Below are 14,227 nucleotides of genomic sequence, written 5' to 3'. Positions count from 1 at the left end.
ATATAATATATAAAGGTAAACTTTTATTGGTGTTTAAAAGTTTACTTAAATCAAATGTTCGAGGTAAACTTTATTTAAAAAGTAAACTGTATTCTTAGATTTAAAGGTTTACTGAATAAAAATAAATTGAAGTAAACCTAAGCATATATAAAGGTACACCCTAAATTACTTTTTTAGAGTGTACCTTTATCAGCCTGAAAATCATTAGGTAAACTTTAAATAAATGTTGCTATACTAATGAGTGTACTATTTGAGATTAAATTGAATAAAAGGACTATTCTTAATAAAGTAAACCTCAAATTAAAAAGTAAACTTCAATATATCCTTAATTAAGTAAACTTTTTATATGAGGGAACATTTGCTCATTAAAAGTTTACTTAATATAAAAAGCTTTAATATAAGTGTTATTTGAGGTAAACTATATTAAATAGTATGCTCTAAAGCTTTTTTAAGGTAAACATTTTGTTGGTCTTTAAAAAGTAAACTTCAAAATAAAAAGCCTATTGAGGTACACCTCAATAGGCTGAAAGTAAACTTTATAAAGACTCGACTACTTGAATAGCTTTATAGATTTGTTCTGATGTAATCTTAGGATCGATCATTTTAAATGTTTCGCTAGAAGAAGCAGCATGGCTTATTACCGACTCTAGAGCCTCTTTAGACGTCTCAAGCACGTTTAAGTCTTTTAGTTTTAGAGGGAGTCCAGTCGCTTGATAAAAGGCCTTTAGATTTTTGATCTCGTCTAAGTTGTCTGTATGTGCTAATTGAACGAGAATTCCATAGGCAACTTTCTTTCCATGAAGCTGATTGTGAGTGCTCTCCAGATAGGATAGTCCATCATGAATCGCATGAGCACCGGCAGAACGGCCGAAGGAAGCAGCAAATCCTCCTGTTTCTCCCGCTAGACCGATAATAGTATCCGTTACACGGCTAAAGGCAGGTGTTGCCTTATGGTTCTCAAGGTCTTCAATCGCTGGAATCGCATCCTTTAATAGCAACTCTTGGATAGCTCTAGCACTAGCGATTCCCAGTCTAATATAAGCGGTTTTTTCATCCTCTTGAAGATTACGGGTAATCCCTTCGATTTCATACCACTTTGCTAAAGTATCCCCGATACCAGCTACAAAATAGTCTTTAGGAGTTGCCAATAGGAATTTTGAATCAACTAATGTCAAAAAAGGTGCCCGTTTCATAAATCCCATAGCTTTGAACGTTCGATTTGGGTGATAAACAGCAACGATCGGGGTGAAGGGCGCACAATTTGAGATCAATGTTGGAATGACCATCAGTTCAGCATTAAGTTCTTCAGCAGTCATTTTTGCTGTATCTATGACACGTCCACCGCCGATGGCTAGAATTAGTTCGGCTTCTTCAATTTTGTTAGCTAATTCAACAGCATTCTCGTGGCTGGAACTACCATCATATCGATAGGTTGGATAGTGAAGTTCTTTGCGATAGTATTTTTTGAAAGCCTCAGAGGATTTCTCACCTGTGATAACGGCAATTTTCTTGAAGCCTGCTAAGTAACTTGGTAAATCCTGCAGTATATTTTCTCCACAAGCATAACGATTGGCGCCAGGTCTTACTTCTGTAGTAATGTCCATTAAATTCAACTCCTTTTTATATTGAGGAACAAGTTTTTGCTTGATTGAGGGGCTCCAAATTCAAGCTATTTACCATTTCATTTGATAAGAATTAATTTCACTCTTTAAAAGTGAGATTTCAACTAGTTTATGCTTTGTGCAAATTAAAGTCAAATGTGTTTTTGGTGATAAAAAGTGTTGACAGCCTTTATTTAGATGTGTAAGATACTACTTATCAATTTGTTAAACAAAGAAACGTGATGAAGAGAAAAGTATAAATTACGAAACATTAAAGAGAGTCCGATTAGGTGAGAGCGGATATGTTGAAGGATTTAGAAAATGGTCTCTGAATGGCATTGCCGATAAGTAGGCAGTGACGGGGCAGCGCTCGTTATTAACGCTCAAGTATGACTGTACTTGTTGAGGTAATGGTTGTGAGACTGTTGCAAATGAAGGTGGTATCGCGAGTAAGCTCGTCCTTTTCAAACACATAATGTGTGGAAGAGGGCGGGCTTTTTTTCTTTTGTTATAGGCTGATTGCATTTTGATAATTCTTCTGGACGCTCAAAAACAGGAAGAAAAAAGAAACTAATTTAGGAGGAAATGATGATGAAAAAATTATGTAAAGGTATTTTATTAGGGGTAGCAGCATTAGCAGTTAGCGGAGTATTGACGGGATGTGGCAGTAAAAGCGAAGCAAAACCATTGGATGAGAAAAAGGTGACGATCGGGGTGACCTCTGGTCCACACCAAGAGATACTGGAAGAGGTTGCTAAACAAGCGAAGAAAGATGGAATCGAGATCAAAGTCAAAAGCTTTGATGATTATAATACACCTAATACAGCACTAAATGATGGTGATTTAGATGGAAATAGTTATCAAACATTCTCTTTTCTGGAGCAACAAGTGAAGGATAAGGACTACAAGATCGAAACGGCTTTCAAAACAGTGGCCTTCCCATTAGGGGTTTACTCTAAAAAAGTTTCTGATTTAGGTAAACTTCAAAAGGGGGACAAGGTCGGGGTGCCAAATGATCCGACAAATGAATATCGGGCATTGAAATTATTGGAAGAAGCAGGTGTCTTGAAGCTAAAAGATGGTGTCGAAGTTAAAGCTACTAAAAATGATATCGCTGAAAACCCTAAGGATATCGAGATTGTGGAACTGGAAGCATCACAGATTCCTTCTCAGTTGGGAGAGTTAACGGCAGCAGCAATCAATACAAATTTTGCTTTTGGCGCTGGTCTAACTATTAATGATGATGCGATATATCATGAACCATTAGAGGATAATCCGAATTACAATGTATTTGCAATACGGACAGAGAACAAAGATGACAAGATTGTGAAAGAACTTAAAAAGTATTATCAGTCGGATGAAACGAAAAAATTTATTGAAGATAAATTTAAAGGTTCTGTTGTACCGGCCTTTTAATAATTTAATCGTACGCATCTATTAATAGAATCAAACTTATTTTTCTTTCAGAAAAATGAATACAGTTATACGAATTGGAAGGGAGCCTTCACATGATTGAGCTTAAGGAAGTTTCGAAGGTTTATCAACAGAAAAAACGTCGTGTAGAAGCAGTAAAAGAGGTTAATTTGACGATTGAAAAGGGTGAGATTTTTGGTGTAGTAGGCTATTCTGGCGCTGGGAAATCCACTTTGATACGCATGATTAATTTTTTAGAGCCGCCTACGACTGGAGATATTCTGATCAATGGGCAGAATTTACGTGAACTAAACAAAAAAGAATTATTGTTAACTAGGCGGAAGATTGGCATGATTTTTCAAGGATATAATTTGTTATCGACCGCAACAGTTTATGAAAATATTGCTAAGCCGTTAAAATTAGAGGGGGTCTCGAAAGACGTCATCGAAGAACGCGTCGCTAGGTATTTGAACTTAGTTGGTTTGACAGATCGCAAGGATAATTATCCCGCGCAGTTATCCGGTGGACAACGGCAACGAGTAGCAATTGCTAGGGCTTTGGCTCATGAGCCGGAGATTCTTTTATCAGACGAGGCGACTAGCGCGCTAGATCCGGAAACGACAGAATCAATTTTGACCTTATTGACTAAGATTAATCAGGAGCTAGGGATCACTATTTTTCTAATCACTCATGAAATTGATGTGGTTCAGCGAATATGTGACCGCGTAGCAGTGATGGAGGACGGCAGGATCGTCGAAGCGGGGCCTGTGATCGATTTATTTACTCGTCCTAAAGAGGAAACAACGAAACGATTCATTGGGGCGAATGATGGTTATAATGTCCCAGAAGAGGTTTTAGCGGCTTATAAGGGTAGTGGACGGTTAGTACAGCTGCAATTTATTGGGGAGGAAGCAACAGAGCCCGTTTTAGCGCGTGTCGCAAAGGATTTTCAGCTGAGTCCAAACATACTCAGCGGGAATATTGGTTATTTGAAGGAAAAACGCCATGGTCAACTGTTGGTTCAGTTTGATGGCGGAACAGAGACGGACTTTCAATTAGCGAAAGAGTATATCAGAAGTCAAGGTGTTCTTATAGAGGAGGTTGTTTAATGAGTGAGTTTTGGAATCAGTGGGGAAATGTCGTGATCGAAGGATTGGGACAAACGCTCGTGATGGTCTGTGTGGCGTTGGCGCTTTCGATCGTTATCGGGATCCCGCTGGGTGTACTCTTAGTGATTGCTCGTCCAGGCGGACTGAACAGTAATCTTCCGTTGTACTCAATTTTAAATAGTATTATCAATGTACTGAGATCATTGCCATTTATTATCCTGCTATTTTTGATTTTGCCTCTGACTAAATTGATCATGGGAACAACTATCGGGGTGCAAGGGGTACTTTTGCCGCTGATCATTTATACAGCACCGTATTTAGCACGTTTAGTGGAAACCTCATTATTGGAAGTTGATGGAGGGGTGATCGAAGCTTATCAAGCGATGGGAATCAGTCATTTTCACATTATTCGTAGTGTACTGCTAAGAGAAGCACGTGGCGGGATCATTCGTGGATTGACGATTGCGATGATTGGTTTAATTGGTGCAACAGCGATGGCGGGTCTAGTCGGAGCAGGAGGACTAGGAAGCATTGCCTATCAATATGGATTTTTACGAAATGAACCGGCAGTGATGTACTCAACGATCGTATTATTGATTGTGTTGGTTCAAATTGTTCAGACTTTAGGAAATACGATTGCAAAAAGTCTGGATAGAAATTAAGCAGAAAAAATGGTGAGCCATCAAATGATGGGCTCACCGTTTTACTTTTTGCTCAAGTTACATCAGCGCAATAATTTTTTTATTTAACTTATCCCCATTAATTTTTGTGATTACCTCGGCATTGTTTGCAGGGTATTTATGGTTAACAGCTAAGATATCCTGTGGGTCATTTAAGATGACTAATCCGTACGTATTGTCATCTTTATAACAGCATTCCGCATAAACCATTTTTGATTCGAGAACTATTTCTTCTTCCCAGAGGGCGACTCCAAGAGCTACAGCATCCGGTAAATCAAGGACTTCTTCACCACTGCGCTCAAGGTTGTATTGAAGTACAGTATGATTACAATCCATTAAAAACTTACCTAGGGAGCTTTTTTTACGCAATTGTTTAATATCAGACGCTTTGAAGGCATTTTCAAGGCAAATATCAAATCCAATGATTGTTTTTGGCACGTTGCTTCTTAATAAAGGTACATAGCTTTCTGCATCAGCATAGACATTGAACTCTGCCATTGTCGAGGCATTACCTAAAGCAAAGCCAGAGGTGCCCATGATATAAAAATGTTTCACTCGTTTCATGATGTCGGGCTCTTTCATGATCGCTAAGGCAATATTTGTTGCGGGTCCAATGATTGCAATTTCTACTTCGTCTGGGTATTGGGCGACCATTTCAATAATAAAATCTACCGCGTGCTGCTTTTCGTGTGTTTGTTCTGGATGAATAAGATCTAGATCTCCCATACCATCGATACCATGAACACTGACAGCATCTACTCGTTCTGATCTAAGCAGCGGAAGGCGACAGCCTTTGTAAACGGGAACTTGTTTACCTGAGTATTGAACGACCATTAAAGCATTTTTAGTGGCTTGAGTGAGTTCACAATTTCCCGAGACTGTAGTAATCCCTAACAAGTCAATCGTTTCATCCATCAATCCCATGGCTAGAGCAACTGCATCATCACTTCCGGTATCTGTATCAATAATAAATTTTCGCATCAGTAAGCCTCTTTTCTAATTGTTTTGTTCAATTGCACTTTATCGTTTTCTATCAAAAACAAGTAGGACATTTGTCATATGTATAAGAATAAAAAGCGATTCAGTTAATCGGGAAGCGGATCAACGATGGCCATGATGTGTTGCTTTTAGTTTATAATGTAAGCGAATGTATTTAAGTGAGTTTCAATAAGTATGTGAGGTGAAGTTAATGAAGGCGAAAGATCTATTGACTGCAATCCAAGTGGATTCAACTGGAAAAATGAAAAAATTATCTTCTTATACCTATGTTTTTATTAATGATGGGGAAAAGCAAACGAATCATTTAAGCGTAAAGGTCGAAAAAGATAAAATCGTTCTTAGCAAACAACCGGATAAAGTATTAACCTTGAATCAATTGATTATCGCACTAAATGAAGTAAAAGAAGCAGAGATATTTGTCGATAAAGAGCTGGTTTTTGGATATAAATTAATCAAACAAGGGATTGTTCTTGGTTAAATAATCCAATCTAGTTATGAAAACTAGATTGGATTATTTCGTAAACTATGATATAGTATCTTTAATAAATTATTCGAGGTGACAAATAAATGGATACAAAATTTAGCCGGAAATATCTAATCACAAATGAAGTGCTAAATGCGATAACGCATGGTATAGGCGTGGTATTGAGTATTGTTGGGTTTGTTTTTTTGTTGAGGAAGGCTAGCAGCGGGTTGCATTATGTTTCATTTATTGTTTATGGAGTCTCGCTTTTGCTATTGTTTTTGGCATCGACGCTCTATCATAGCTTGATCTTTACTAAAGCAAAAAAAGTCTTCCAAGTATTCGACCATTGTTCGATCTACTTGCTGATTGCTGGGACATACACACCGTACTGTTTGCTTTATATTAAGGGGACGATAGGGATTGTCTTGCTGAGTATTATTTGGCTAGCTGCGATCGTTGGGATTGTTTACAAGAGTTTGACCTTAAGTAAAGTCAAGACGGTATCAAAGCTCTCTACAATCATTTATAATGTGATGGGCTGGGCGGTCGTCATTGCCTTGCCAAGTTTGTATCAGAGTGTTGGACTAAAGGGATTGCTACTGCTAGTTGGTGGTGGAGTAGCATACACAGTGGGCTCTCTTTTTTATAGTATGAAAAACCGTCGTTACATGCATGTTGTTTGGCATTTGTTTGTAATGCTGGGCGCGATACTGATGTTCTTTTCGATTTATTTATAAAAAATGACAATTTAAAAAGGAGCTGCATCTAAATGAAGACGTAGCCCCTTTTTTTCTTTATAGATAATCATCCTCTGAAAATCCGGTATTGCGATAAGCACCTTCATCAGCAAAATATTTATTGTAGCGCTGCTTGAATTTGCGGAAAGTGAAGACAACCAATAATTTGATCATAGAATAGATTGGGATACCGAAGATTACTCCAACCAAACCTAAAAGATCCCCCATAACTAATAAGACAACTAAAATGGTAATTGGATGAATTTTCAATTTATCGCCCATTACACGAGGCACAACAAGGTCGCCGTGAAGTAATTGAACAACAAACCATGCGATAACGAATTTAACCACCATAAAAGTTGAATCTTGAAAGGCAATGAACACGCCAGGCAAGAAGGCCAAAAAAGATCCAATATAAGGAATAATACTTAAAATCCCTGCGGCGAGCGCAATGACTGTCGCAAATTGCAAACCTAACAGCAGGAATACAACCCAGTAAATTAACCCTAGCAGGAGTGAGGCGATCACCTGTCCTTTTAGAAAGGCACCTAACTGCTGATTGGCGATCCTGATTAGTGAGCTAGTATCTTTTCTAAATCGCGGTGGGATCATTTCGATCACTGCATTATAGAGTTTATGTGGACTTTGGATCAAAAAGAACGCGATAATGGGTCCGGTAAATAGGGTGATGGCGGTGCTAGAAACAGCAGAAAAAATTGTTCCTAAGCCTTTGGCACCATCCTGCCAGTTGTTCGCTAAGTAGTTCAGAGCTTGTTTGGTCAATTTATCCAGTGAATCCAAAGCTTGATCAGAAGAAGCCGCGAAGGGTGTGGCATCAAGAATATTTTTGATCGAATTTTGAAAGTCATCAATGTATTCTGGAAATTGTTTGATCAAATCTTGTGCTTGATCCTGAATCACAGGAATAAGTCTCGCTCCGCCGAAGAAAAATATGCTGAGGATCACAACATAGGTTAATACGATACTGATGGTCCGCGGAATTCCTTTTTTACTGAGGAAATTGACCACGGGATTCAGTAAATAATACAGCAACAATGCAAATATTACTGGCGGGAGTACCGTAGTGATAATGACCACAAATGGTCTGAAAATAAATGAAACAGTATTCAATAAATAGATGGCTAAGGAACTTAAAATAATTAGTCCGATAATGTAATAGGATGTTTTACCGCCAAAAAATTGAATAATTTTCGAGGGTTTTTCTTTTTCCATGAAATGTACCTCCTCCTTTATAAATCAAGTATACCGAATGTCTGTAAAACTGTATACTTTTCGAAATTTTTGAAAAAGTTCAATGAAGATGGGATAATTCGTATGAAATGAAGAAAAATGATACATAGAAAGAGTGAGCGCTTTGACTGAAACAAGAACCTGCCGTGAATCCCGTGTGATTCAAACACACCGCATTTTTCCTTTTGATTTAAATCCTTTCGGCTATTTATTTGGAGGGAAACTGATGACGCTGATCGATGATGCTGCATCCATTTCGATCTCGCGTCATTGCCGCAGAGGCGCGGTGACGGCTTCATTGGATAATTTGAATTTTCTAAAACCTCTCCATGCCAATCATTCGGTGTGCGTGAAATGCTATGTATCCGGCACACATAATAAGTCTATGGAGGTTTTTGTCAAGGTAATCGGAGAAGATCTCATGACTGGTGAGCGTTATTTGGCAGCGACCTGCTTCACAACTTTTGTGGCAGTACCATCTCATATGAATGAAGAAACTGAGTTCACCGTTCCTAATGTTGTACCAGAAACAACAGAAGAAAAAATGGTCTGCGACGGGTATGAGAAGCGACGGAGCCATCGACTGAAGGACCGTGATGACTATAAGAATTTTGCGGCATTATTGTCTACCGATCTACCTTGGTCAGAGGAGGGGACAGGGGATTAAGTGAATAGAATGAAGTTCGCAACTGCACATTTAGGAATCGATGCTATCTGGTTATCAATTGCAAACAATCTGTATTTTCGTTTATAAATTCAATCATGACCCCCCGAATGAAAAAAAGGACTAATTGCAAAATTTCCTTCTAAGTTAATGCTTAGAGAGGGATTTTGCAGTAGTCCTTTTTTATTCGCTTGGTTCCACATGGATGTCCGTTTCAAAAATATGGAACTTGTCTTGTAACAGGTGCTCAATCTGATCGGTGATATCATGGCTTTCTCTGACTGTCAAATCGGGCTTCATGGTCACTGTAACATCGAGATATATATTGGCTCCATAACTGCGGCCTTTGATACTTTTGACCGCTTGAATGTGTTTGATATGACCAATGGTATCATTGTATTGAAGCAATTGCTCTTGATTAAAGCCGTCAGATAACGAAAAGACACTTTCTTTAAAAATATCGATGGCTGTTTTTAGGATCAAAAGCGCTACGATAATGGCGGCTGTACTATCGAGCCAGACTAAATTAAAAGAGGCTGCGAAGACGGCAATAGACGTACCGATACTAGTCCAAGCGTCACTGCGATTATCTTTGGCCGTTGCTAGTAATCCGGGACTTTTAACCTTTTCAGATAGTCGCTTATTGAAGTAATAGACACCATACATTATAGCAGCAGAAATGATCCCAACAATTGCTGCAGTCATATCTGGAGCCTCAGTTTTTTTATTTATCACAGAGAGAATTGAACTATATAAAACCTGTAGCCCTACCAGCAGCATAATAAAAGAGGTCACTAAACTCGCAATATTTTCTGCTTTCCAATGCCCATAGCGATGTTCTACATCAGCTGGTTTTTGTGAGATTCGTAATCCAATTAAGACAGCAATTGAGGATAGGATGTCTGTGAAGTTATTCAGACCATCTGCTCGCAGGGCTTCTGAATTTGCCCAATGACCAACCACTAATTTCATGGCAGAGACTAAAATATAGGCGATGATACTGATAAGCGCTCCTAGCTCTGCTTTTTTTAATTGTTCATAACGATTGTTTATCATGATTTTACCCCTCAAAAAATAAAATGTTTTATCACTATACACTTTATTTAATCAGTAATACAAGCGTTTTTTTAATCTGTAATTATTTTGGTGCAGCTAAAACAATTAGTCGCAGGTCCCTTGAAAAGACTTGTCAGGGGACTTTAATTTTATTCATTACAGCTTCCTTTTTCATTTATTCAGAAGAGTAATCAAGACAAATTTTTATATTTTTTTCGTTGACAATGATTAGGTACCGAAGTATAATCAATTCAAACGAATGTTAGGTACCTAAAATATAGGTGCCTAAAATATAGGTGCCGAAACAAAAATAATTCAGTTCAAATATTGATGACTTATTCGGACTGACTCAAATGTAGCATGAACTTTCAGAGAAATTAGCAGAGTGTTTTAAAATAAGATTTTTTTAAAGGAGAGAGTGAAGATGAGTGAATACACAAAAGAATTATTGAAACGATTGTCTTATGTAGGCGGTGCCAGTCGTCGCTTAATGGATGCAGGGAATTGTCAGAAAAGTGCGCCGACACAGCAGTTAGTTTTGGATATTTTGGCAGAAGAAGATGGTGTGACGTCTGGTGTCTTGGCTGAGATATTGGACATGCGTCCTAGCTCAGTAACTGAGATTTTGAACAAGTTGGAAAGCCGTGACGAGATCGAACGCCGTGAGGATGAGCAAGACAAGCGAATCAAGCGCATTTACATCACCGAAATTGGTCGCAAAAAAGCGAATTTGAATAAACCGCAAGAACGTTCGGAAGAATTTTTTGCCGGATTGACAGATGAAGAACTGCATACCTTGGATCAATTATTAAATAAGGTAATTGCCGGTTGGAGTGAGGACTTTGGCGGTCGGCCTGAATTTCCTAATGATCCATTTGAAGCAATTGAAGCCTTAAAAGCAATGAGGATGCAGTTTGATCCGCATATGAAAGAATTTAATGGGATGTCACCAGCAGACCGCCGTAAATTGAAGCGTGCATGGAAAGAACAAATGCGTAATCAATTCGGCAGAGGAGGCTTTGGACCAGGACCTTTCGCTCATGGCCCTATAAATCCGAAAGAGGATCCGCGGAAAAGAGACGCACACGACCAAGCTCAGCATAGCGAATGGGACAACTGGTAAAAGGATTCGAAACAGAGCCTGACTAGAGGAATGGAATGCGGCTCAACATTCAGTCTGCTAATAGGAAAGAATGAAAAATCTCATCATTCTTAATGATTGTATAGAAAAAGAATGCGAGCAAAATGAAAAGGAGGCTGTGATGATGAAAATTGAAATAGCTGAATTGTTTAGCAAAGAACATACTAGTGCAGTGAAATTACGCAAACAGGTGTTAGGCGGAAAAATTGATTGGAATAAAGAGAAAAATTTAAATGTTTTTGTGGCAGTTGAAAACGATGAAGTCGTGGGAACCGCATCTATTCAATTATATCCCTTTGGAATCGCCCGTGTTCGACAGGTAGCCGTTTTACCAGAATATCAGGGACAACATATCGGAGATCAATTGATGAGCAGTTTGGAAGAATTTGCTCAGGAGCAAGGACATTTCCGGATTATTTTAACCGGACGTAAAACTGCTCAGTTATTTTACGTGAAACGTAATTACCGTCGTGTGCTAATCCCGTTTACAAAACACGACATTGAATTTTTATGGATGACGAAAGTGTTACCAGCAGTGGAAGTTCCTGTGTTTTCAGAGAACTAATGTAATTTGTCTGCCTCCCCTGGAAGAAAAGATGAAGGAGGAATCCATCATGAAGGAGTTATTTGATCCAAGAAGAAAAGAAAATGAGCCAAAGAAGCATACAGGAAAAGAGTATGAAAAACTACGAATCGAACTAGAAGCAAAATCGCGGTTGTTTACTACTTCGCTTGGGATGATCAATTATCAAAAGTACCATGATCTTTATGATTTCGGGTGATAAAACGGATGAATAGTCTTCTAGTGACATTCAAGATAAATAGAAGTGAGTCAAAAGAAATTTTTCTTTCGACTCACTTTTAGTTTCGACTCCTATTTTTGATGATAAAAGAGGCCCGACCTCTTAGTGAAAATAGTTTCAATCGTTTTACTTTGTAATTGTTCGAGTGATGGATTTCAATTGTAGGAAATTTTGCAAATAGTCATGGGTTCCAGTTTTTGCATCTGTTCCAGACATATTAAAACCACCAAATGGATGTTGACGAACAACTGCGCCGGTAGATTTATGATTGATATACAGGTTTCCCACATGGAAATCAGCTTGCGCTTCCTTGATGTTCGCTTCATTCTCGGAATATAAAGAACCGGTCAAGGCATATTCAGTTGCGTTTGCTAAGCTAATAGCCTCAGAGAAGCTTTGATAGCCAGTGATTGCCAATACTGGGCCGAAAATCTCTTCTTTAAAGATAGTCGACGCGGGTGATACAGCAAAAATTGCAGGATCAATGAAATACCCTTTTTGATCATCGTAACTGCCGCCATAGATCAATTGGTCTTCTTTCTTAGCAATTTCTATATATTTTGTAATTTTGTTGAAGGCACTTTGCGAGATAACAGGACCAAGTGCATAGTTTTCTGTTCCAGCTCCTTGCTCTAATTCCTGTGTTTTTTGAACGATCATCTCAACTAATTGCTCTTTGATTGTTTCGTGAACAATCACTCGCGAACATGCAGAGCATTTTTGACCTTGTAAAAAGAATGCTGAAGCAACGATGTCGCTAGCTGCTTTTGCAAGATCAGCTGATTCATCAACGACAATCGCATTTTTCCCGCCCATTTCTGCTACCACTCGTTTGATCCAAATTTGTCCAGGACCGGTTTTAGCTGCTAATTCATTAATTTTTAAGCCGACTTCTTTGGAGCCTGTGAAATTGACGAATCTCGTTTGAGGATGAGCTACCAGCTGATTTCCAATCGCTGCTCCTGACCCTGGTAAGAAAGCAATGCTGTCTGCTGGATATCCTGCTTCTTCTAAAATTTCAAAAAAACGATAGGCAACGGCAGGTGTATCACTAGCCGGTTTTAGAACGACCGTATTGCCTGTAATCAAGGCACTCATCACCATGCCGCCGATCAGCGATAAAGGAAAATTCCAAGGAGCGACAGCAATTCCTACACCAATAGGCACATAAACACATGCGCGCTCCTCTTGCGGATCAGGGATCAAATAATCTAATCCCTCAGATAATTTTTCCATACTGTTCATATAAGCACGAGTAAAATCAATCAACTCACAGATTTCACCGTCAGCTTCACCCCAGTTTTTTCCGTTTTCAAAGCTCATCCAAGCGATCAGCTCAAATCGTTTTTCCAATAAAAGCTCAATCACTCGCTGTGCCAGTGTCAATCGTTCTTCTAGGGAGACCTTTTTCCATTTTTTAAAGCCTGCTGCACAAGCTTCTACAGCTTCATCTGCATTCGTAGCAGTAGCACTCGCAACTTTAGCCACTAGTTGTGATTTCTCAGCGGGATTATAGGAATTGATCCATTCTTGTGTACGGATTCGTTTTCCATTGATAATCATAGGAATTTCTTCTCCAAGTAATGCTTTAACTTTCTTTACTGCAGCAACTACTTGTTCTTCATTCTGCTCCTTCGTGAAATCCAACTCTGGTTCATTAAAAAATTTAAAACGCATATACATGTTCCTCCCTACTTCTACCAAGGTAGTATTTTAAGACAAAATGTACACCCTTACATTTTACGGCGAAATCGCAAAATCATAGCAGTCTTCTTGTCCTCAAGTCATTCTATCATTTTAGATACCGCTATTCCAGATGATTTATTTTTTGTGATAGAGAAGGGGGGCGGCGGATTTAATGGCTTATAAAAGTAACCCGAAGAGAAGATAGGAGATGATTGAAAATGCTGAAATGATGACTCATTCAGCATGAATGACAAGCAGATTTTTAATAGAAAATTTTTTATCAAATGTCAAACTTTGATTGGATAGACAGTAACTTATCTGACAGAGTAAGAGTTGGTATTCTCAGTAACACCTTCGTTAATAATGTGCGGAAATAACTGTAAAATAACTCGTAATTTTCGTTTTCCTAATTCAAATACTTTTTTAAATAGTATTATTTGTTATGGCTGATAATTTTTATCTTTATTGAATGAACAAAACCGCTGTATATTGTTTTTAATAATTATATTTAATGACTATTTAGTTCTGACTTAGTTTAAACTATGACTTAGGGTTGATATAGTTAGATAATTAAAAAATAGGAGAGATTCATATGAAAAAGAAAGTGTTTAATATTATGTT

At 38.3% G+C, this 14,227-nt stretch carries 14 protein-coding genes and 1 other annotated feature; of the genes, 9 read left to right on the top strand and 5 right to left on the bottom strand.

Annotation, left to right across the window (positions count from 1 at the left end):
- Positions 1 to 536: 536 nt before the first annotated feature.
- Positions 537 to 1,604 carry an iron-containing alcohol dehydrogenase family protein gene (locus JZO85_RS12840; RefSeq protein ID WP_207108933.1) on the bottom strand — a complete coding sequence of 356 codons (1,068 nt, stop codon included), beginning with the start codon at positions 1,602 to 1,604 and terminating at the stop codon, positions 537 to 539.
- A 230-nt stretch (positions 1,605 to 1,834) separates the two neighbouring features.
- Positions 1,835 to 2,067, top strand: a binding site (T-box leader).
- A 125-nt stretch (positions 2,068 to 2,192) separates the two neighbouring features.
- Here JZO85_RS12840 and JZO85_RS12835 point away from each other — a divergent pair.
- The 3 genes from JZO85_RS12835 to JZO85_RS12825 all read left to right on the top strand — a co-directional run bounded on the left by JZO85_RS12835 (position 2,193) and on the right by JZO85_RS12825 (position 4,785).
- Positions 2,193 to 3,017: a MetQ/NlpA family ABC transporter substrate-binding protein gene (locus tag JZO85_RS12835; RefSeq protein ID WP_207108935.1), complete on the top strand. Its 825-nt coding sequence runs from the start codon at positions 2,193 to 2,195 to the stop codon at positions 3,015 to 3,017.
- A gap of 92 nt (positions 3,018 to 3,109) precedes the next feature.
- Positions 3,110 to 4,123: a methionine ABC transporter ATP-binding protein gene (locus JZO85_RS12830; RefSeq protein WP_207108932.1), complete on the top strand. Its 1,014-nt coding sequence runs from the start codon at positions 3,110 to 3,112 to the stop codon at positions 4,121 to 4,123.
- Positions 4,123 to 4,785: a methionine ABC transporter permease gene (locus tag JZO85_RS12825; RefSeq protein WP_207108931.1), complete on the top strand. Its 663-nt coding sequence runs from the start codon at positions 4,123 to 4,125 to the stop codon at positions 4,783 to 4,785. Before JZO85_RS12830 ends, JZO85_RS12825 begins: the two co-directional genes overlap by 1 nt.
- Before the next feature lie 57 nt (positions 4,786 to 4,842).
- Here JZO85_RS12825 and JZO85_RS12820 read toward each other — a convergent pair whose 3' ends face one another.
- Positions 4,843 to 5,784 (bottom strand): nucleoside hydrolase, encoded by a 942-nt coding sequence (locus JZO85_RS12820; protein WP_207108930.1) that lies wholly within the window; start codon positions 5,782 to 5,784, stop codon positions 4,843 to 4,845.
- A 208-nt stretch (positions 5,785 to 5,992) separates the two neighbouring features.
- Between JZO85_RS12820 and JZO85_RS12815 the strand changes: the two genes are divergently transcribed.
- Together JZO85_RS12815 and trhA are read left to right on the top strand one after the other, a co-directional pair.
- Positions 5,993 to 6,280 carry a hypothetical protein gene (locus tag JZO85_RS12815; RefSeq protein ID WP_207108929.1) on the top strand — a complete coding sequence of 96 codons (288 nt, stop codon included), beginning with the start codon at positions 5,993 to 5,995 and terminating at the stop codon, positions 6,278 to 6,280.
- 89 nt (positions 6,281 to 6,369) lie between these two features.
- Positions 6,370 to 7,005 (top strand): PAQR family membrane homeostasis protein TrhA, encoded by a 636-nt coding sequence (gene trhA / locus JZO85_RS12810; protein WP_207108928.1) that lies wholly within the window; start codon positions 6,370 to 6,372, stop codon positions 7,003 to 7,005.
- A 57-nt stretch (positions 7,006 to 7,062) separates the two neighbouring features.
- Here the strand turns inward: trhA and JZO85_RS12805 are convergent, their stop codons facing one another.
- The gene (locus JZO85_RS12805; RefSeq protein ID WP_207108927.1) at positions 7,063 to 8,238 is read right to left on the bottom strand and encodes an AI-2E family transporter; all 1,176 of its coding nucleotides are present in this window, start codon (positions 8,236 to 8,238) and stop codon (positions 7,063 to 7,065) included.
- Positions 8,239 to 8,380: 142 nt separating this feature from the next.
- Here JZO85_RS12805 and JZO85_RS12800 point away from each other — a divergent pair, with 142 nt between their 5' ends.
- A complete protein-coding gene (locus tag JZO85_RS12800) occupies positions 8,381 to 8,923 on the top strand; it encodes an acyl-CoA thioesterase (RefSeq protein ID WP_207108926.1) in 543 nt (180 codons plus the stop codon).
- A gap of 180 nt (positions 8,924 to 9,103) precedes the next feature.
- On the opposite strand, the gene JZO85_RS12795 is transcribed toward JZO85_RS12800, so the two are convergent.
- Complete coding sequence (locus tag JZO85_RS12795) at positions 9,104 to 9,976, bottom strand: cation diffusion facilitator family transporter (RefSeq protein ID WP_207108925.1); 873 nt, start codon at positions 9,974 to 9,976, stop codon at positions 9,104 to 9,106.
- Positions 9,977 to 10,400: 424 nt separating this feature from the next.
- On the opposite strand from JZO85_RS12795, the gene JZO85_RS12790 reads away from it, so the two are divergent.
- The 3 genes from JZO85_RS12790 to JZO85_RS12780 all read left to right on the top strand — a co-directional run bounded on the left by JZO85_RS12790 (position 10,401) and on the right by JZO85_RS12780 (position 11,899).
- Entirely contained in the window at positions 10,401 to 11,099 is a 699-nt protein-coding gene (locus tag JZO85_RS12790) for a MarR family winged helix-turn-helix transcriptional regulator (protein ID WP_207108924.1), read from the top strand.
- A gap of 139 nt (positions 11,100 to 11,238) precedes the next feature.
- Positions 11,239 to 11,682 carry a GNAT family N-acetyltransferase gene (locus JZO85_RS12785; protein ID WP_242550355.1) on the top strand — a complete coding sequence of 148 codons (444 nt, stop codon included), beginning with the start codon at positions 11,239 to 11,241 and terminating at the stop codon, positions 11,680 to 11,682.
- Between the two features lie 49 nt (positions 11,683 to 11,731).
- Positions 11,732 to 11,899 (top strand): hypothetical protein, encoded by a 168-nt coding sequence (locus tag JZO85_RS12780; protein WP_207108923.1) that lies wholly within the window; start codon positions 11,732 to 11,734, stop codon positions 11,897 to 11,899.
- A gap of 147 nt (positions 11,900 to 12,046) precedes the next feature.
- Here JZO85_RS12780 and JZO85_RS12775 read toward each other — a convergent pair whose 3' ends face one another.
- On the bottom strand, positions 12,047 to 13,597 hold the full coding sequence (locus tag JZO85_RS12775; protein WP_207108922.1) for an L-glutamate gamma-semialdehyde dehydrogenase: 1,551 nt from the start codon (positions 13,595 to 13,597) through the stop codon (positions 12,047 to 12,049).
- Between the last annotated feature and the right edge of the window lie 630 nt (positions 13,598 to 14,227).

The sequence above is a fragment of the Candidatus Enterococcus murrayae genome, assembly GCF_017315985.1.
Classification (GTDB): domain Bacteria; phylum Bacillota; class Bacilli; order Lactobacillales; family Enterococcaceae; genus Enterococcus_A; species Enterococcus_A murrayae.
The sequence above is the reverse complement of the archived record's forward strand: the minus strand, read 5'-3'. Positions and strand labels throughout refer to the sequence as shown.

What these genes read in the sequence shown, in the direction of transcription:
- JZO85_RS12795 (WP_207108925.1), bottom strand. Translation starts at nt 9,976, where the DNA reads ATGATAAACAATCGTTATGAACAATTAAAAAAAGCAGAGCTAGGAGCG.
- JZO85_RS12830 (WP_207108932.1), top strand. Translation starts at nt 3,110, where the DNA reads ATGATTGAGCTTAAGGAAGTTTCGAAGGTTTATCAACAGAAAAAACGT.
- JZO85_RS12805 (WP_207108927.1), bottom strand. Translation starts at nt 8,238, where the DNA reads ATGGAAAAAGAAAAACCCTCGAAAATTATTCAATTTTTTGGCGGTAAA.
- JZO85_RS12790 (WP_207108924.1), top strand. Translation starts at nt 10,401, where the DNA reads ATGAGTGAATACACAAAAGAATTATTGAAACGATTGTCTTATGTAGGC.
- trhA (WP_207108928.1), top strand. Translation starts at nt 6,370, where the DNA reads ATGGATACAAAATTTAGCCGGAAATATCTAATCACAAATGAAGTGCTA.
- JZO85_RS12785 (WP_242550355.1), top strand. Translation starts at nt 11,239, where the DNA reads ATGATGAAAATTGAAATAGCTGAATTGTTTAGCAAAGAACATACTAGT.
- JZO85_RS12780 (WP_207108923.1), top strand. Translation starts at nt 11,732, where the DNA reads ATGAAGGAGTTATTTGATCCAAGAAGAAAAGAAAATGAGCCAAAGAAG.
- JZO85_RS12820 (WP_207108930.1), bottom strand. Translation starts at nt 5,784, where the DNA reads ATGCGAAAATTTATTATTGATACAGATACCGGAAGTGATGATGCAGTT.
- JZO85_RS12825 (WP_207108931.1), top strand. Translation starts at nt 4,123, where the DNA reads ATGAGTGAGTTTTGGAATCAGTGGGGAAATGTCGTGATCGAAGGATTG.
- JZO85_RS12815 (WP_207108929.1), top strand. Translation starts at nt 5,993, where the DNA reads ATGAAGGCGAAAGATCTATTGACTGCAATCCAAGTGGATTCAACTGGA.
- JZO85_RS12775 (WP_207108922.1), bottom strand. Translation starts at nt 13,597, where the DNA reads ATGCGTTTTAAATTTTTTAATGAACCAGAGTTGGATTTCACGAAGGAG.
- JZO85_RS12835 (WP_207108935.1), top strand. Translation starts at nt 2,193, where the DNA reads ATGAAAAAATTATGTAAAGGTATTTTATTAGGGGTAGCAGCATTAGCA.
- JZO85_RS12840 (WP_207108933.1), bottom strand. Translation starts at nt 1,604, where the DNA reads ATGGACATTACTACAGAAGTAAGACCTGGCGCCAATCGTTATGCTTGT.